Below are 17,369 nucleotides of genomic sequence, written 5' to 3' on the forward strand. Positions count from 1 at the left end.
TCATTCCTCGATATAGATGGCCTGAGCGGGGCACGCCGCGGCGGCCTGGCGTACCGCTTCGGTTTGCTCGGCGGATGGCTCCTCATTGAGCAGGACGACGACACCGTCTTCGTCTCGCTGGTCGAAAACCTCGGGTGCGTTCATCACGCAGTTGCCCGAGGATGCGCAAATGTTCTGGTCGACAGTCACTTTCATCAGCAAGCTCTTCATTCGTGCGGAGTGACCGGCGCCAGCCACAGCCCCACGATCGCGTCGATGAGGCCGAATGCGGCTGCGCGCCAGGAGGGCTGGGCCATTGCGACGCCCGCGGCGAGCGCACGTTCGCGATCGGCGCAGGTGTGCATCAACAGGTTTCGGGCCATGATGTTGCGTTCGAAGTGCACATCAGCCGGTAGATCGGGCAGGCAGCGGTTGAAGCCGTCGACCACCTGGACCAGTGACGGCGAACTGAGCGCGCCCTTCACGACGATGTTGTAGTAGGCCGGATCCGTCATCGCCTGTGCCGCAAACCGCGCGTACCAAGTGGGGTTGCCGAGATCCGCCAGGTGGTCGGTCAGCGGGCGCACCAAACAGGCCACCCAGTCCCGCAATTCGGCGTTGTCGCCCGACGCGAGCAGGTCGGCCACCATTTGCTCGCGCAGCTCCTCGACGGGTCCGCGGTGCTTCTCCTCGATGGCGCGCACCAGGTCGGCCTTGGTGCCGAAGTGGTAGCCCACCGCGGCATTGTTGCCTTGCCCCGCCGCCTCACTGACCTGCCTGTTCGACACCGCGAACACGCCGTGTTCGGCATACAGCCGTTCGGCGGCCACCAGGATCGCCTCCTGGGTGGAGCTGGCGCGCTCGGTGCGAACGGCTCGGCCTGCCGCGGTCATTGGTTTAGTCAACCTCGCGGATCTGTTTAAGTCAAGCGCTTGATTTAAATGCGTTGACGGCACATCCACCGCGCGGTCAGCCCTCGCGTTTTTTGGACGGGATGACCTTGCCGGCCGAAGTCCCCCCGTCCACCGGCAGCACGGTCCCGGTCACATAGAGCGACCGGTCGCCCGCGAAGTACAGCGCCGCCTGGGCAACGTCGTCGGTCGTGCCCTCGCGCTTGAGCGGCCGATCATCGCGCATTCCCTGACGAATCCGCGCCTCGAACTGCGCCAGCTCTTCCGGGTCCATCCCGGCGGCCGACTTACCCAGGATCGGCGTGGGTATGCTCCCCGGTGCGATGGCATTGACCCGAATCTCGTAGCGCGCCAGCTCAATTGCCGCAGACTTGGTGAACTGGATGACCGCGGCTTTCGACGCGCGATAGACCATCACCCCGCCACCGGCCTGGATCCCGCCGATCGAGGTCAGGTTGATGATCGATCCGCCGCCGCTTTCCGCCATGTGCCGCGCAGCATCTCGGGTACCGGCCATGACACCGAGGACGTTGACCCCCATCACGCGGTGGAAATCGGCTAGGTCGTCGTCGAGGAACCGGCGCAAGGGACTCGAAACTGCGGCGTTGTTGACCATGACGTGCAGGCCGCCGAACTTCTCGACGGCGGCAGTGACCAGCTCCGCCACCTGTTCGGGATCGGAGACGTCCGTCTTGTCGAACGAAGCGTTGGCACCCAGGTCCGCGGCCACGGCCGCGCCCCGGTCGGCCTCGACATCGGCGATCACGACCCGCGCGCCCTCGGCGACGAAACGCTCCACGATGCCGCGACCGATGCCCGACGCCCCGCCCGTGACGATGGCGACCTTGCCATCTAGTTCGTTAGCCACACGGAGAGTTAATCGGCGCCGACGGCTTTAAGTCAAGCAGTTGATTTAAGCCGGCGATCGTTGCGGGCAACCGGCAAACTTTGGCATCGCGTGCTGTGCCGCTGGCTAATGTTCGGCGCATGAGCGAACGGGCGATCGTCGGATTGCGACGTCGACGTCCCAGCTCGCCCTCGGGGGTTCCGGCCGGCCCACCCAAACACCATGCTTAGAGCAGTTCATCGGGAGTGAAAGGCACACTCATGAAGGTTTTGGTCGTCGGCGGCAGCGGGCTCATCGGGTCGCAGGTCGTCGCCATGCTGGCCGAGCAGGGCCACGAAGCTGTCCCGGCATCACCGCGCTCGGGTCTCAACGCCGTCACTGGCGAAGGTGTCGCCGAGGCCGTCGCCGGTGTCCACACGGTGGTGGACGTGTCCAACTCCCCGTCCTGGGCCGACGACGACGTCATGGAGTTTTTCACCACCTCCACTCGCAACCTCCTCGAGGCGGAGCGGGCGGCCGGCGTACAGCACCACGTCGGGCTCTCGATCGTGGGCGCCGACCGGTTACCCGACAGCGGCTACATGCGAGCCAAGGTCGCCCAAGAGAAGGTGATCGTGGAATCGGGAACCCCACACACCATCGTGCGGGCCACGCAGTTCTTCGAATTTGTTGGCGGCATTGCCGATTCGCTGGCCGACGGCGACACGGTTCGCGCACCGCATGCAGCGTTCGAGCCCATTGCTTCCGCGGACGTCGCCACGGCCGTCACCCGCGCGGCAATCGGCGCCCCGGCCGGGCTGATCAACATCGCCGGACCTGACAAGCGAGGCATGGACGACTTCCTTCGGATCTGGTTTGCCGCAACCGGCGATGCGCGCCAGGTGATCACCGACCCCGAGGCACGCTATTTCGGTGCATTGCTGGACGAGGGCAGCATCGTTCCCATCGACGGAGAGCAAGTGCGTATCTACCCCACCGCCTTCGGCGATTGGACGGCTTCCCGGGCGCACGGCGTCTGACACCCGGCAACAATTCTTGGTCAGTGGTTGCGTTCTGGCTAACTCCCTAGCACGGTATAACTCGCCAGGCACGTGTCGACCGACGACAAGGAGCGATTAATGCCGGTGCTACCCACCAGTGGGGTTTCCTTCGACGGGACGCGGCTTTCGCGGCGCGGGTTCATGGCGGCCGGCATCGCGGGCGGATTGACCCTGGCGGGGTGCGGCCACGCCACGCCCTCGGCGCCCAGCGCCGCGGCTCAGATGACCGACGCGATCAACGCCGCGGAGGCGGCCCGGCCGCGCAGCGGGCGCACCGTGACCGCCAGTCTGACCCCGCAGGTGACGCAGATCGACCTGGGTGGACCGATAGTCCGGACGATGGCATTCGGCAGCACCATCCCGGGGCCGGCGATCCGGGCCAGGGTCGGCGACGAGCTGGTGGTCAACGTCGCCAACCGGCTCGGCGAGCCGACATCGGCGCATTGGCACGGTATTGCGTTGCGCAACGACATGGACGGCGCGGAGCCCGCCACCCCGAATATCGACGCCGGCCAGGACTTCACCTACAAGTTCTCCGTGCCGAATTCGGGCACCTATTGGGTCCACCCACACGTCGGCCTCCAAGACGACGTCGGGCTTTATCTGCCGTTGATCGTCGAAGATCCGACCGAGGATAGTTACGACGCCGAATGGATTGTCGTCCTTGATGATTGGACCGATGGAATCGGGAAGTCCCCGCAACAGTGGTACGAGGAACTGGCCAATCCGGGCAAGCCGCCGATGTCCGGCATGCCGGCTCCGGCACCGACGACCTCGACGAGCCCGACAACCTCGACGAGCGAGACTACATCGACGAGCCCGACGACCCCGACGAGCGGGACCACCTCGGCCAGCCCGACCCCCGCTGCGCCGACGGCACCGGCCGGACGCGTCGGCACGAGCGATCTTCTTGGCGGCGATGCCGGAGACATCGCCTACCCGTACTATCTGATCAACGGTCGAATTCCGGCGGCTCCCACGACCTTCGAGGCAAAGCCGGGTCAGCGCATCCGGATCCGTTTCATCAACACCGGTGCCGACACCGCATTTCGCGTCGCGCTGGCCGGACATTCGATGACAGTCACTCACACCGATGGTTTCCCGGTGGTGCCCACTCAAGTCGACGCCCTGCTGATCGGTATGGCGGAACGCTACGACGTCATCGTGACGGCCGCCGACGGTGTCTTCCCATTGGTCGCACTGGCCGAAGGGAAGAACGCGCTGGCACGAGCACTGCTGTCCACCGGGAAGGGGAGCCCGCCCGATCCACAGTTCCAACCGCCCGAACTCACCAAACGAGTGGGCACCATCGAGATGTTCACCGCCGCAACGCCGGTCAACTTGGGCCGACCCGATCCCAACCTCAACCTTCCGGTCGTTTTGGGCGGCAATATGATGCAGTACAACTGGATGATCAACGGCGAGCCGTGGAGCAAGACCAATCCGTTGCAAATACGTCAGGGGCAGCGGCCGACCCTGACGTTCGACAACACCACGATGATGTATCACCCCATTCACTTACATGGACACACATTCCAGGTCATCAAAGCCGACGGCACCCCAGGCGCCCGCAAAGACACCGTGATCGTGCTCCCCAAGCAGAAGCTGAACGCCGTTTTGGTCGCCGACAATCCGGGGCGGTGGGTTATGCACTGTCACAACAACTACCATCAAGTTGCCGGGATGCAGACCATCCTGGACTACGTCTTCTGAGGCCCGGCGCCGAGAAATTCCAGCAGCAGCTCGTTGACGGTCGACGACTGCTCGATCTGCGGGCAGTGACCGGCGCTGGCGACCACTGCCGAGCGGGCGCCGTCGATCTGCTTGGCGATCTCGGCGGCCCAGCCCGCAGGTAGGAGCTTGTCCTCTCCTCCTTCGACGACAAGCGTCGGTACGCCGATGCGTTCGTAGGCTCGCGTGGTCGACGGCGTCGTCGGCCGCGCTGAACCGGGTCGGCGGAAGCGGGCCGCGGCCACCGCCTCCCATGCACCGGGGGCGGTGCTCGACTCGTAGCGTCGGCCCACGTATTGCTCGTCGGCCGGATAACCGGGGTCGTGGAACAGAGCTTCGACGATACGGCGCATGGCCGGCAGGCTCGCGTCATACTCCTGCAGCGCCTCAAAGTGCTTGTTCTGCTGGATCTCTCCACCACCGCAGATGATCATCAAGCTACGGACCGGCAACCGCGGCGCCTCCGACGTGGCGTCGTTGAGCAGGTTGATGGCCCCCATGGAATTGCCGGCGAAGTGCGCCGAGTCGATGCCGAGGACCTCGCAGAAGCGGGCCAGATGCCGAATGCGCATCCCCCGGCCGTCGACGAAATCGAGGACCTTCGCCGAATTTCCATAGCCCAGCATGTCCGGAGCCAGCACCCGGTAGTGCGCCGCCAGCGCGGAAATGTTGCGTTCCCAACCAAGTTCGGCACTTGCACCGAACTCACCGCCGTGCAGAAGCACCACCGGATCGCCTTCGCCGGCCTCCAGGTAACCGGTGGTCAGGCCGTCCACCAGCATGGTCTTGCGCGCAAAGTCCGTCACTTGATCGCGATCGGGTTGACCGGGGAGCCGACCGCGCCGACCACCCGCAGGGGCGGGGCGACGAGCTGGAACTCGTAGACGCCATCGGCGGCGCAGTCCTGCGCCAGCGCGGTGAGATCCCAATATTCGCCGAAGATCATTCCCATGTCGCGCAGGCAGAGCAGATGCAGGGGGAAGGTAATCCCGTCGACCCCGGATTCCAGGTCTTCGACCTGAAGGTTGTCTGCGGCCACGGCCGCGATCTCGTGATCATGCAGCCATTGGGCACATCGCCAGTCCAGTCCGGAATAACCTTCTGTCTTGTTTCCGGTCATCAGAAACCTTGTCCACCAACCGGTCCGGATCAGCACAATGTCGCCCCGCCCGATGGTCACGCCCTGGGCGCGAACCACATCGTCGAGTTCTTCCGGTGAGATCGGGTTTCCGGCTTCGAGGAAAACCTCCGCCCCACGATGGCGAACCAGGTCCAGCAGCACCCCGCGCGACGTGATGCCCTTGACGTCGACCTTGTCGATGCCGCAGTGATAAGCGCCCAAACTGGTCACCGAATCCGCCGGGAAGCCGTTGTACAGGTGGTCGTCGTAGTAGACGTGGGACAGCGCATCCCACTGGCTGGCCGCCTGCAGCGGCATGATGATCATGTCGTCGTTGAAACGAAACGGGTTGTCGGCCGTCATGTAGCTACTCAGCTGATGGGCCACCGGGTTACGCGGCCAGCTCGGCCCGTACTTGGCCAGCGTGTTCACATCGCCGCCGTCGACGGTCATGATGTGCACCGGGTTATGCCGAAACTCGAAGGCGCCCTGCGGGCCGGAGGCGCCGAAGTCGACGCCGAGCGCAAACACCTTGCCGTGCCGGACCAGGCTCGCGGCCTGGGCGACCTTGTCCGCGGTGATGAAGTTCAGGGTACCCAGCTCATCATCGTCGCCCCACCGTCCCCAGTTGGAGACGTCACGCGCGGCCCGCCGAAAATCAGTCATGTCGGCTCGACTCATATGGAGGGGCTCCTTCCTCGATTTCGCGAGCGATCGCCGCGCCCACGTTTCCGCCGTCGACCCAGATGATCTGTCCGGTGATGTAGCTGGCTGCACCACTATTCAAGAAGAGCAACACCGCAGCTTGCTCGGCGGGGTCGGAAACGCGCCCGAGGGGCTTGGGGATGTCGTCCAGGAAACCTTGCCCATACGCCGTGCGCAGCTGATCGAGGATCGGCGTCTCGGTGACCCCGGGCCCGGAGCAGTTGATCCGGATGCCCTTGGCGCCCAACGGCGTGGCGCTGCGCATGGTGTAGAAGATGATCGCTTCCTTGGACAGTTGGTAGCCGTTGCCCAATGCGTCGGGATGCGCGCGGCACCAGTCGATGCCCTCTTGCATCGTCTCGGTGTGCAGCAGCGGCGCCACCGCTGCCACGTGTTCCCGGAACGAGGCCGCCGCGAGCGAGGACACGCTCACGATGGACGATCCCGCGGCCATCTTGGGCACCAGCGCCTCGGTGACATGCCGCAGGCCCAGGAAGTTGATCGTGGCGACCAGCGTCGGGTTGCCGATCCCGGAGGAGACGCCGGCGACGTTGAAAAGCGTGTCGACCGATCCGCCGATGGACGCTATCGCGCCGTCGACCGATTCCGGGTCAGCGAGGTCGAGCTCATGAAACTCGTTGACCCCGAGCGACGGTCGGCGCTTGTCAAGACCGACCACCTCGGCCCCGAGTTCGGTGAGCTGCCGGACCACGTGTTCGCCGATGCCCGAAGCACATCCGGTCACCACCGCGCGGCGGCCGTCGTATCGCCACAACCCGTCGATTGCTCCCAACGCTCTTCCTAAGCCAGCGGCCTTCGGAGAATCACTTGCCGCGCTCCTCCCTGGCGCGCTGCGCCGCCTGGACCCGGCCCTCGTTGATCTCCGCCATGGCCTCGGGGATCTCGCTGGCAGTGAACTTACCGCCACGACCGGTGGGCAGGCCGCCGAAGGAGTAGTTTTCATCGAATTTCGGCGCGGTCGACCGGGGCCGCCGCGCTTCGACCTTTTCGATGACGGGTTCGAGCCGTTTGGTCTTCTCGGCCACCGCCTTCTGGTCGCGCTCGATGAACTCCGGCAGCACCTCTTTGCCCATCAGCTCGATGGATTCCATCGTGCCTTCGTGGCTGCGCGGATTGAGCAGCAGAATGATCTCGTCGACGCCGCTCTCCTCGTAGCCGCGCAGGAACTCCCGCACCGTGGCCGGCGAGCCGATCGCGCCACGTCCGGGGCCATAGGCTAGCGTCGGGTCTTTTTCGACCTCTTCGAGGTAGCGATTCCACACTCCGGTCCGCCCGGGGGTGTGCACGCCGGTCATGTAGTAATGCATGATGCCGAACGAGAAGAATCCGCCGCCCTGCCCGAGGCGTTGCAGAGCCTGGTCGTCGGTCTTGGCGACCATCATCGACAGATCGCCGCCGATGGCCAGGATGTTCGGATTGATCTGCGGTGTGACGGGCACACCGTTCTCCTCGAATTCCTTGTAGTAGCCGTTGACCCGCTCGGTCAGCGGGCCGGGACCGGTGTAGGCGAAACTCAAAGCCCCGATCGCCTTTTGAGCCGCCATCTGCACACTCGCCGGCCGGGTGCAGGCAACCCAGACGGGGGGATGCGGCTTCTGCAACGGCTTGGGCACCACGTTGCGTGCCGGCATCTGCACGTGCCGGCCTTCGAAACCGGAGAAGGGCTCCTCGACCATGCACCGGATCGAGACCTCGAGCGCCTCTTCCCATTGCGCGCGCTTATCGGCGGGGTCGATGTTGAACCCGCCCAGCTCACCGACGGAGGAGGATTCGCCGGTGCCGAACTCGACACGCCCGTTGGACAAAAGATCAAGCGTGGCAATGCGTTCGGCCACCCGGGCCGGGTGATTCACCAGGGGCGGCAGGTGCATGATGCCGAACCCGAGCCGGATGTTCTTGGTCCGCTGGCTGGCCGCGGCCAGGAATATCTCCGGCGCGGTGGAGTGACAGTACTCCTCGAGGAAGTGGTGCTCGGTCAGCCAGACGGTGGAGAATCCCGCCTTGTCGGCGGCCTCCACCTCGTCCAGGCATTCCTGCAACATGAGATGTTCGTCGTCCGGTGCCCACGGGCGCGGTAGGGCGAACTCGTAGAACAGTGAAATTTTCATTGTTACCTCCTCAAGAGACTAGGCCTGGCTGGCAAGGTGTTTCGCGGCGACAAAGCCGAAGGTCATGGCGGGACCGATGGTCGCCCCGGCGCCCGCATAGCTGCGGCCCATCACCGGTGCGGAGGTGTTACCCACCGCATACAACCCGGGCACGGTGGTGCCGTCGGACCGCAGCACTCGGGCGTATTCGTCGGTCAGCAGACCACCCGAGGTCCCGAGATCGCCGAGGACGATGCGGAACGCGTAGTAGGGCGGGTCACCCAGCGGATACAGATTGGGGTTGGGCAGGGTCGGATCGCCGTAGTAGTTGTCGTAAACGCTGTCCCCTCGGTTGAAGTCGTCGTCGTGACCCTTGCGCGCGAGTTCGTTGAAACGAGCTGCGGTCGACCGAAGTTCGGCTGCCGGAACACCGATCTTGGTGGCCATCTCGTCCCAACTCGTCGCCGCTTTGACCACGCCGGATTCCAGCCAAGCCTGCGGAACCTTACGGCCGGTGGGCACCGGTGCGCCGGGAAGTTTCGGTATCGGCAGGTGGCCGCCGACGACGTAGCGATTAAACGATCGGTGATCGGTGATCAGCCAGCAGGGGATATGGGTGACCCCGGACTTCTGGCCGTCGATCATGGCGTGGCCGAAGTCCATGTACGGCGCCGCCTCGTTGATGAAGCGCTTACCCTCGCCGTTGACGATGAATTGTGCCGGCATCATCCGCTCGTTCAGCATGAATTGCATTCGGCCATCCGGCCATTGGATCGCCGGAAACCACCACGCCTCGTCGAGCAGGTCGGTGGCGGCGCCTACCCTTTCGCCCGCGCGGATACCGTCACCCATTGCGGCGGGATTTCCGAAGCTCCAATCCTGGTCGACCACCGGTAGGTGCTCCTTGCGCCGGGCAAGGTCGTGATCGAAGCCTCCGGAAGCCAGGATGACCCCGCGGCGCGCACCGATTCGCTGCGTGGCGCCGTCCCGCTCGAGGACCGCGCCGGTCACCGAGCCGTCGACGCCGGTGATCAACTCGGTCATCGGCGCGTCCAACCACAGCGGAATACCGTTCTCTCGCAACGCCAACCGCAGCCGCGCGGCCAGTGACTGCCCAATCGCGGCCATCCGCTCGTTGAAGGCCCTCGCCTTGACCATCCGCCAAATCAGCTTCAGCAGCACGCCCTTGCCGGCCCATGACTGCCTGATGCGGTAGAAGGTCCGAAGGTCCTTGGGACCCAGCCAGATTCCCCGAGGGGCCAGCGCCAACGGCTGGAGCAGCTTCTGCTCGTCGACGCCCAGTTTCCGTAGATCGATGGCCGGCACATTGATGGTGCTGCCGAGTTCGGAGCCGCCGGGCAATTCCGGGTAATAGTCGGCATAGCCGGGCTTCCAGACGAATTCGAACCATCCGGAAAGTCCCTCGAGGAACTCCAGCATTTTTGGTGCCGAGTCGACGTACTGCCGGATACGCGCCTCGCTGACCAGACCCTCGGTGATCTTGAGCAGGTATTCGACCACACCTTCGGGATCCGGCGAATAGCCCTCCCGGCGTTGCGCGGGCGCCCCGGGCACCCAGATGCCCCCGCCCGACAACGCGGTGGAACCACCGAAGTAGGAGGACTTTTCGACCACCAACGCGTCGAGTCCACAGGCGTGCGCGGTCAGGGCGGCGGCCATGCCGCCACCGCCGGATCCGACGATCAGCACGTCGACGACGTGATCGAAGCCGTCCATCTGCGCACCGGTCATGTCGGCGTCGCCGTCCTGATGGCGAACCCGGCTATCAGTTCTTCGGCCGGCTTGTAATAGCGCAGCTTCGTCTCATACTGACCCGCGGTTTCCAGCGCGGCGAAAGCCGCTATCCAGGTACGGACTTCGTGCGCCGAGCTACCGCCCTCGTAGAGCACGAACGCATTCGACCAAAGATCGAACTCGGTGAGTCGGCCGTCGTCGATGATCTCCAAAAAGCGGTGGTCCCACGCCGGGTTGAGCGGTTGCAGCTCGCTATCGCCACCGGCGAAGGCCTTGGCCGCCTCGATGACGGCGGCCTGCCTGGCTTGTCGCTGCTCGGATGTCATCGGCCGGCCCTGCACAATGCGCTCTTGAACCTCCGGAGGCGCGGTCGCCAGCGTTGGCACCGGAGGACTGTGCGAGAGTCCACCGGATCCAATCACCAGGACCCGCTTGTCCACCGTGGCCAGATAGGTGCCGACGGCGGCGCCCAAGGCCCGGCACCGGTGCAACGGTCCTAGTGGCATCGCGACCGCGTTGATGAAGATCGGTATCACCGGACACGCCAACGCGTCCCCGAAGAGCTTCTCCAGCGGCTGCACGGTGCCGTGATCCACGTCCATGCTGGCCGATACCGCCACGTCGATGCCCGCGCCGAGCACGGCCTCCGCGCATTGTGAGGCCAGGCCGGTGGGGACGTCGAGCGGACCGGCGTGTGTGCCGTAGTCGCCAACTCCATTGGCATTCAAGCCGATACAAAACGACGGCATCGCCTTGTAGAAGAATCCGTTGTAGTGATCCGGAGAAAAGATGACGACGAGCTCGGGATCGTAATCGCGCACGAATTCCCGGGCCTGCGCGATGGCACCCTCGATGTCGTCAAGCAGGACCCGCGACGGCCCCGGAAGATTCAGGAGCGGGCTGTGGGACATACAGCACAGAGCCATTGCCACTGTCGACATCACCCCCTCCCGGGACGAGCGTGAGGGCATCAAGCAGCGACGCGCTGAGTTCGGGAGCGAGTTGAGCGATGCAGGCAGCCGCGATGCACCGATCGGGGCGCAGGAACACCACCGACTCCTGATGCACGTCGAACCAGGACTTGAGCCCGCCGGTGCGATCGCCCACGACGACGACATCCGGATCGTCGTGTCCGGTCCAGTGCAGCTGAGTCGACGGCCGCAGCGCAACAAAGCGGGCGCCCAACGCCTTCCACTTCGCGAAGGCCGCATCACCGAGAATCTTGCGCGGGTTGTTGTTCCAGCACAGCACGCCGAACCAGGGGCCCAGCACATCGTCCAAGAGCACGTCCTGCTGAGTACGGGTGTCCACCCGGGGCTGGATGAACAGCGTGCCCACCGGCGATTCGGTCCCGTGCGGCGCTTTGGGATTCACCGAGTGCACGACGGCCCCGTACTCGTAGCGCGGCATCGGCTTGAATCGCATCTCCAGCACATACCGCTTGAGAGTGGGCACAATTGACGCCGACCGCACCAGCACATCGCGCGCCGTAGCGACGCGACGGTTGGTCGGCGAGATGACGCGACCCACCATCGTGGAAAGGTCGATCATGGCCCGCGCGTGCTTGCGGCGTTCCATGTCGTAGGTATCCAGCAATTTATCGCCGGCCCGGCCGCTGACCACCGCCGCCAGCTTCCAACCCAAGTTGGCCGCATCCCGGATACCGCTGTTGTAGCCCTGCCCCTGCCACACCGGCATCAGGTGCGCCGCATCGCCGGCGAGCAGCAACCGGCCGCTGCGGAACGCACCGGCGATTCGCGAGTGGTGGGTGTACACCCGGCGCCGGATCACGTCGACCCGATCGGGCTGCGGCACCATGCGCGCCAGCATCTGCTTGAGGAACACCGGGTCCTCGGCCTGCTCGTCGGTCTCGTCGGCGTGAATCATGAACTCGAAGCGCCGAATTCCGTGCGCGATCGAAATCGAGGCATATGGACGTTCGGGATCGGCGCCGACTTCACTGTTCGGGTGGCCCAGCGGGTCGTTGGCGATGTCGACGACCAGCCAGCGCGTCGACGATGTCGTCCCGTCGAACGACACACCCATCATCCGGCGGGTCATGCTGCGACCGCCGTCGCAGCCGACGACGTAGCGCGCCCGCACGGTAGTGCTGCCACCGTCGCCGCCAAGCTCAACCGTGACCGCGTCGTCGACTTCCGCACAGGTAGTCATCGGCCGGCTCCAACGAACCTCGACGCAGTCGAATCTGTCCAAACCGACCAGCAATTCGGTGTCGACGAGAGGTTGGACGAACCCGTTGCGCTTCGGCCACCCGAAACGCGCGTCGGGAGGCGCCATTTCGGCGAGTACCCGGCGCTTGCCGTCGACGAAGCGCAGGATCTGGTTCGGAACCGTATGCGGCAGGACGCGATCGACCAGACCGATCGACTGAAACGTACGCAGCGACTCGTCGTCCAAGCCGACCCCGCGGGGGTAGTCGATCAGGCTGTCGCGTTCGTCGACCAACAGCGTTCGGACACCTTGGGCGCCAAGGATATTAGCCAGCGTCAGGCCGACCGGGCCCGCGCCGACGATGACAACGTCGACGTCTACCTCATCGGCCTGGTGCCCGGCGGCTGCCATCAGCGCCCCAGCAGAAAGTCGAGATGCAAGCGGTTGAAGGTCTTGGCGTCCTCGTATTGCGGCCAGTGACCACAACCGGGCATCACCTCGAACCGCGCGCCCGCGATCATCGACGCCATGCGGCGCCCCTCGGTTACGTCGGCGGTGGGGTCGTCACTGGTCCACAGCACCAGCGTCGGTGCGACGATCGACCCGTATTCATCCGGACCGAGGATGTTGCGGGCGCGAATCTCGGGGTCCTGCAATGCCATGATGTCGCTCATCGCGGAGACGAATCCTTGTTGGCGATATACGCGCTGGCGGCTGGCGACCAGGTCGTCGTAATCCTTGGACTTGTCGGCCATCAGCCATTTGATGCGGGCTTGCACCGTTTCCCAGGTCGGGTTCTCGGCGGCCGCCATGGACAGCGTGATGATTCGCTGCATCACCACGGGATCGGCCTGAGAGCCACCGGCGGTGTTAAGGACAAGTCGCTCAACCACATCCGGATGGTCGACCGCGGTGCGGGCTGCCACCCAGCCCCCGAGCGATTCGCCGCTGAGGTAAGCACGGTCCACACCGATGGTGCGCAGCACGGCCATCAGATGCTCGACATAATGGCTGACTTCCAGCGGGTGGCCCGGCTTGTCGGTGTACCCGTGCCCCAGCATGTCGATCGACCAGGTCCAGAAATGCTCGGCGTGCGCGCCCAGATTGCGCACGTAAGCCTCGGCGTGGCCACCGGATCCGTGCAGCAGCATCAGCACCGGCTTGCCCGGGTCGCCGGCGCGCAGATAGCGGGTCTTGACGCCCCCGGCGTTGAGATAGCCCTGCTCAAACGCGACACCCTGAAGATCGCTCCAGATGCTTTCGAACTCGGCCACGGCGCCTCTCTGCCCACTACTGGTGGAAATCTGGTTCTCGTTTTAGACTTATCGAGTGTGCGAATATCGCACACTAATGTGCGTTATATATTAGAGCTTCGCTCTCACATGGAGGTATGTCAAGGCTGTGACGGGTTCGGGTACCGGCTCGCAGACGCTGGCCAGGGGAATCACGGCGCTGCAAATGGTCGCGGATTCTCCGACCGGGCTGACCGTGCAGCAGCTCGCCGACCAGGTCGGGGTGCACCGGACCATCGCGTATCGCTTGCTGTCGACACTGGCGCAATTCCGCTTGGTAGCCAAGGGAGAAGACGGGCGCTACCGGCCGGCCGCCGGCCTCGCGGTGCTCGGCGCGTCGTTCGACCGCAATGTGCGCCAATTGAGTCTGCCTACGCTGCGTGCTCTGGCCGACGAGCTGGGCACCACCGTGTCCCTGCTCGTCGCCGAGGGTGACCAACAGGTGGCGGTCGCGGTGATCGTGCCGAGCCACGTCGCCTACCAACTGTCCTTCCACGAGGGCAGCCGGTATCCGCTGGACCGTGGCGCGGCCGGAATCGCCTTGCTCGCAAGCCTTCCCCCGCGCCCGGGTGAACGGGACCTGGTGTCGCGAGCGCGCGAGCGTGGCTGGGTGAGCACCTATGGAGAGATCGAACCGAACACCTACGGCCTGGCCGTGGCGGTCCACCGCCCGGCACCGTCCCCGCCGACCTGTATCAACCTCATCTCCCATCGCGAAGATGTCGTGCTGCGCGGCAGGGATGCGGTCGTCAAAGCCGCGAAGCAGTTATCCGAGCTGCTGAGCTGAAGGGATAGCAGTTGATGTTGTGGGATTCCGAAGTCGACGTCGTCGTACTCGGCACCGGCGGCGCCGGGCTTACCGCCGCACTGTCGGCGGTGGCCGCCGGCGCCTCGGTCGAGGTGTACGAGAAGGCCCCGACCGTCGGCGGCACCACCGCGGTGTCGGGTGGCGTGGTGTGGATCCCCGCCCATAACCGTTCTCCCGAGGGCAAATTGACCGAAGACGATGCGCTGCGGTACCTGCGCGCGCAGTCCCACGGCACCATGGACGACGCTCTGGTCGAGACTTTCGTGCGGACCGGCCCCACGATGCTGGAATTCGTGGAGGGACACAGCGGCCTGCGCTTCGAAGTCGCCACCGGTTTCCCCGACTACCGCCCGGAGCTGCCGGGCGGACAGCCGACCGGGGGTCGGTCGCTGAGTGCGGGGCCGTTCGACCTGAACCAGCTCGGCGACTGGGCCAACCGGATCACGTCGTTTCCGGCCGACTGGTCCAACGTCGGTATCGATGCCGAGACCCGGGCGCGCCTGCACGTGACGATCGACGAAGGCAGCGATCTGTGCGTCGCCGGCACCGCGCTGATCGCGGGGCTGCTCAAGGGATTACTCGACGCCGGGATCACTCCGCAGACCAATGCCCGCGCCGAGGAACTCATTGCCGAGGGCGGTGAGATCGTCGGGGTGCGCATCGCGCTGCCCGGACGGACCGTCCAGGTGCGTGCGCGCCGCGGAGTCGTGTTGGGTGTCGGCGGTTTCGAATGGGATCCGGGTTTGGTGCAGGCCTTCCTGCGCGGCCCGATGCACGGCGCCGTATCCCCGCCGAACAACACCGGCGACGGGCTGCGCATGGCGATGGCGCACGGCGCGGATCTGGCTAACATGGGCGAAGCCTGGTGGGTCCCGATCGTGCAAATCCCCGGCGACACCATCGACGGCCGGCAGCGCAGCCGCAGCGTGCGACTGGAGCGGACTCGGCCGCGCAGCATCATCGTCAACCAAGCGGGGCACCGATTCGTCAACGAGGCATGCGATTACAACTCGATGGCGGGCGCGTTCCACTACCTGGATCCCCGAGGTGGGTATGTCAATGACCGCGGGTGGATGGTGTTCGACTCAGTTCACCTGCAGCGCTATGGATTCCTGGGTATCGCTCCCGGGGAACCGGTTCCGGACTGGTTCTGCGAGTCCGCGGACCTGAGCGAACTGGGCGCCAAGACCGGCATCGACGCCGACGGTCTGATCCACACGATCGACGATTGGAACCGCCATGTCGCGCAGGACGCCGATCCCGACTTCGGCCGCGGCTCCAGTGCGTACGACGGCTATTGGGGCGACGACACCGCCACCACGGCTGCCGGAAAGACACTGGGCCCGATCGACACCGCACCCTATTACGCGGTGCCGGTGAGCATCGGCGCGATGGGCACCAAGGGCGGTCCGCGCACAGACCACGACGGCCGCGTGCTCCACGTTAACGGGGAACCGATACCGGGCCTGTTCGCCGCGGGCAACACGATGGCCGGCGCGACCGGCCGGGCCTACGGCGGTGCTGGCGGAACCATCGGTCCGGCAATGGTTTTCGGCTACCGCGCGGGCTACGCCGCCGCCACCGGGAAGTCTGTCGACCTGCAGTAGCCGCGGCCGTGCCGGCTCACGGGCGCAGCGGCACTTCCACGCAAATGTGAGTTCCCACCGGGGTATCGAGGAAGACGAACACTCCGCCGGCGGCGTCCACCCGGGCCCGGTGCGACGCCAGCCCGATGTGGCCCTGCCCCAGTCGGCGTGCCATCGTCTCGGTGTCGAATCCCACACCGTCGTCGACGACGTGCAGCACACACCGGTGATCGGTGACTCCGAGCGTGATCGATGCGTGACGGGCTTGCGAATGCTGCACCACATTGGATACCAATTCGCGCACCACGCCGAAGACGATCGGGTCGATCTCGTTGCGATTCGGGTAATCGATGTCGGTAGAGATCTCGATCCCCGAACGGTGCGACGTATCGGAGGCCAACTGTTGCACGGCAGCGCCCAGACCAACCTGCTCCAGGACGGCGGGGTGCAGCTCGAATGTAGCCTGCCGCAGGCTCTGTGACGCGATTTGCAGACCGGCCAGCGCACGCTCGACGCGCTCGTCGCCGGGCAGCGCAGTCTCCAGCTCGACGATTTCCTGGCGCACCGCCAGGATGTCTTGCAGTGGTCCGTCGTGAATGGTTTCCGAAATCCGGCGCTGCAGCACGTCCTGGGCGGTCATCGTCTGCGCGAGCAATTCCTCTCGCAGCACGCTCAGGCCGGCCACCGAGCGGGTGTGCCGGTCCGCGATGCGGACGGCCATGTACGCGGTGGCGCAGAGGAACCCGTACAGCACGAAGCGGAAAGTGGCCTCGAACAAGCCGATCGAGCGAAGCATCTCCGGGTCCTGCAGCACCGCGATCGCGAACCCCACCATGGAGAAGATCAGCACCACCGCGGCGCGTCGCGACGAGACGTCGAGGCCTAGCAGGATGGGCAGCATGGTCATGATCAGCAGCGGATAGATCCCGTCGGTGGACAGCAACTGAAAGACCGTCAAGGCGACAACATCGACGACGGTGAAGGCAACGGGTTCCAGCCGGCCCAAGGCAATCCTTTGATGGAACGGGGAAAACGCCAGCGCCATGGCGCACAGGGCGACCACCGCATACGCGACGATCAATACACCCTGTTGCCGCCACTCGGATCGGTTCGTACCGATGATCATGGCGGCGACCATCAGTCCCACCACACCAATCCGAACCACCGACGCAATGCGATACGAGCGCAGCTGGTGAACCCTGCGAACTCGATGCAGTTCCGCATCGCTGGTATCCGCCACGCGAACACAATATTCATCGGTGCTCGCTGCCCGGAGGCTAAATGGCAAAACCGGCATCAGGTTCTCCGTCGTGGC

16 protein-coding genes are annotated in these 17,369 nt (G+C 65.2%); 4 read left to right on the plus strand and 12 right to left on the minus strand.

Annotated features, from left to right (window positions below; genetic code table 11):
• The 3 genes from OK015_RS26175 to OK015_RS26185 form a co-directional block, all read right to left on the minus strand.
• Positions 1–195, minus strand: a complete 195-nt coding sequence (locus OK015_RS26175; RefSeq protein ID WP_268127536.1) for a ferredoxin — start codon at positions 193–195, stop codon at positions 1–3.
• An 11-nt stretch (positions 196–206) separates the two neighbouring features.
• Positions 207–872 (minus strand): TetR family transcriptional regulator, encoded by a 666-nt coding sequence (locus OK015_RS26180; RefSeq protein ID WP_268127537.1) that lies wholly within the window; start codon positions 870–872, stop codon positions 207–209.
• Positions 873–948: 76 nt separating this feature from the next.
• The gene (locus OK015_RS26185; protein ID WP_268127539.1) at positions 949–1,758 is read right to left on the minus strand and encodes an SDR family NAD(P)-dependent oxidoreductase; all 810 of its coding nucleotides are present in this window, start codon (positions 1,756–1,758) and stop codon (positions 949–951) included.
• A gap of 239 nt (positions 1,759–1,997) precedes the next feature.
• On the opposite strand from OK015_RS26185, the gene OK015_RS26190 reads away from it, so the two are divergent.
• Positions 1,998–2,756 carry an SDR family oxidoreductase gene (locus OK015_RS26190; protein WP_268127542.1) on the plus strand — a complete coding sequence of 253 codons (759 nt, stop codon included), beginning with the start codon at positions 1,998–2,000 and terminating at the stop codon, positions 2,754–2,756.
• 99 nt (positions 2,757–2,855) lie between these two features.
• On the plus strand, positions 2,856–4,490 hold the full coding sequence (locus OK015_RS26195; RefSeq protein WP_268127543.1) for a multicopper oxidase family protein: 1,635 nt from the start codon (positions 2,856–2,858) through the stop codon (positions 4,488–4,490).
• Here OK015_RS26195 and OK015_RS26200 read toward each other — a convergent pair.
• Genes OK015_RS26200 through OK015_RS26235 form a run of 8 tightly spaced genes read right to left on the minus strand, consistent with a single transcriptional unit; the run spans position 4,478 to position 13,642 of the window.
• Positions 4,478–5,290 (minus strand): alpha/beta fold hydrolase, encoded by an 813-nt coding sequence (locus OK015_RS26200; RefSeq protein ID WP_268133124.1) that lies wholly within the window; start codon positions 5,288–5,290, stop codon positions 4,478–4,480. The two genes, OK015_RS26195 and OK015_RS26200, sit on opposite strands and share 13 nt — an antisense overlap.
• 20 nt (positions 5,291–5,310) lie before the next feature.
• Complete coding sequence (locus OK015_RS26205; protein ID WP_268127545.1) at positions 5,311–6,294, minus strand: cyclase family protein; 984 nt, start codon at positions 6,292–6,294, stop codon at positions 5,311–5,313.
• Positions 6,287–7,126: a coniferyl-alcohol dehydrogenase gene (locus tag OK015_RS26210; protein ID WP_268127548.1), complete on the minus strand. Its 840-nt coding sequence runs from the start codon at positions 7,124–7,126 to the stop codon at positions 6,287–6,289. The genes OK015_RS26205 and OK015_RS26210 overlap by 8 nt, the downstream gene beginning before the upstream one ends.
• Before the next feature lie 31 nt (positions 7,127–7,157).
• Positions 7,158–8,462, minus strand: coding sequence for an LLM class flavin-dependent oxidoreductase (locus OK015_RS26215; protein ID WP_268127551.1), 1,305 nt, complete (start codon positions 8,460–8,462; stop codon positions 7,158–7,160).
• Positions 8,463–8,480: 18 nt separating this feature from the next.
• Positions 8,481–10,178, minus strand: coding sequence for an FAD-binding protein (locus OK015_RS26220; RefSeq protein ID WP_268133126.1), 1,698 nt, complete (start codon positions 10,176–10,178; stop codon positions 8,481–8,483).
• Positions 10,179–10,189: 11 nt separating this feature from the next.
• Positions 10,190–11,107 (minus strand): 3-carboxyethylcatechol 2,3-dioxygenase, encoded by a 918-nt coding sequence (locus OK015_RS26225; RefSeq protein WP_268127553.1) that lies wholly within the window; start codon positions 11,105–11,107, stop codon positions 10,190–10,192.
• Positions 11,055–12,779: a bifunctional 3-(3-hydroxy-phenyl)propionate/3-hydroxycinnamic acid hydroxylase gene (locus OK015_RS26230; protein WP_268127554.1), complete on the minus strand. Its 1,725-nt coding sequence runs from the start codon at positions 12,777–12,779 to the stop codon at positions 11,055–11,057. The genes OK015_RS26225 and OK015_RS26230 overlap by 53 nt, the downstream gene beginning before the upstream one ends.
• Positions 12,779–13,642: an alpha/beta fold hydrolase gene (locus OK015_RS26235; protein WP_268127555.1), complete on the minus strand. Its 864-nt coding sequence runs from the start codon at positions 13,640–13,642 to the stop codon at positions 12,779–12,781. Before OK015_RS26235 ends, OK015_RS26230 begins: the two co-directional genes overlap by 1 nt.
• A gap of 127 nt (positions 13,643–13,769) precedes the next feature.
• On the opposite strand from OK015_RS26235, the gene OK015_RS26240 reads away from it, so the two are divergent.
• Positions 13,770–14,447 (plus strand): IclR family transcriptional regulator, encoded by a 678-nt coding sequence (locus OK015_RS26240; protein WP_268127557.1) that lies wholly within the window; start codon positions 13,770–13,772, stop codon positions 14,445–14,447.
• A 14-nt stretch (positions 14,448–14,461) separates the two neighbouring features.
• On the plus strand, positions 14,462–16,075 hold the full coding sequence (locus OK015_RS26245) for an FAD-dependent oxidoreductase (protein ID WP_268127558.1): 1,614 nt from the start codon (positions 14,462–14,464) through the stop codon (positions 16,073–16,075).
• A gap of 16 nt (positions 16,076–16,091) precedes the next feature.
• Here the strand turns inward: OK015_RS26245 and OK015_RS26250 are convergent, their stop codons facing one another.
• Positions 16,092–17,294 (minus strand): sensor histidine kinase, encoded by a 1,203-nt coding sequence (locus tag OK015_RS26250; protein ID WP_268127561.1) that lies wholly within the window; start codon positions 17,292–17,294, stop codon positions 16,092–16,094.
• Positions 17,295–17,369: the final 75 nt, after the last annotated feature.

This window comes from Mycobacterium sp. Aquia_216 (assembly GCF_026723865.1).
Classification (GTDB): Bacteria; Actinomycetota; Actinomycetes; order Mycobacteriales; family Mycobacteriaceae; genus Mycobacterium.

Bases quoted from the DNA above. Each gene is read 5' to 3' on its own strand.
- OK015_RS26175 (WP_268127536.1), bottom strand. From the start codon at position 195: ATGAAAGTGACTGTCGACCAGAACATTTGCGCATCCTCGGGCAACTGC.
- OK015_RS26180 (WP_268127537.1), bottom strand. From the start codon at position 872: ATGACCGCGGCAGGCCGAGCCGTTCGCACCGAGCGCGCCAGCTCCACC.
- OK015_RS26190 (WP_268127542.1), top strand. From the start codon at position 1,998: ATGAAGGTTTTGGTCGTCGGCGGCAGCGGGCTCATCGGGTCGCAGGTC.
- OK015_RS26195 (WP_268127543.1), top strand. From the start codon at position 2,856: ATGCCGGTGCTACCCACCAGTGGGGTTTCCTTCGACGGGACGCGGCTT.
- OK015_RS26200 (WP_268133124.1), bottom strand. From the start codon at position 5,290: ATGCTGGTGGACGGCCTGACCACCGGTTACCTGGAGGCCGGCGAAGGC.
- OK015_RS26205 (WP_268127545.1), bottom strand. From the start codon at position 6,294: ATGACTGATTTTCGGCGGGCCGCGCGTGACGTCTCCAACTGGGGACGG.
- OK015_RS26215 (WP_268127551.1), bottom strand. From the start codon at position 8,462: ATGAAAATTTCACTGTTCTACGAGTTCGCCCTACCGCGCCCGTGGGCA.
- OK015_RS26220 (WP_268133126.1), bottom strand. From the start codon at position 10,178: ATGGACGGCTTCGATCACGTCGTCGACGTGCTGATCGTCGGATCCGGC.
- OK015_RS26225 (WP_268127553.1), bottom strand. From the start codon at position 11,107: ATGTCCCACAGCCCGCTCCTGAATCTTCCGGGGCCGTCGCGGGTCCTG.
- OK015_RS26230 (WP_268127554.1), bottom strand. From the start codon at position 12,779: ATGGCAGCCGCCGGGCACCAGGCCGATGAGGTAGACGTCGACGTTGTC.
- OK015_RS26245 (WP_268127558.1), top strand. From the start codon at position 14,462: ATGTTGTGGGATTCCGAAGTCGACGTCGTCGTACTCGGCACCGGCGGC.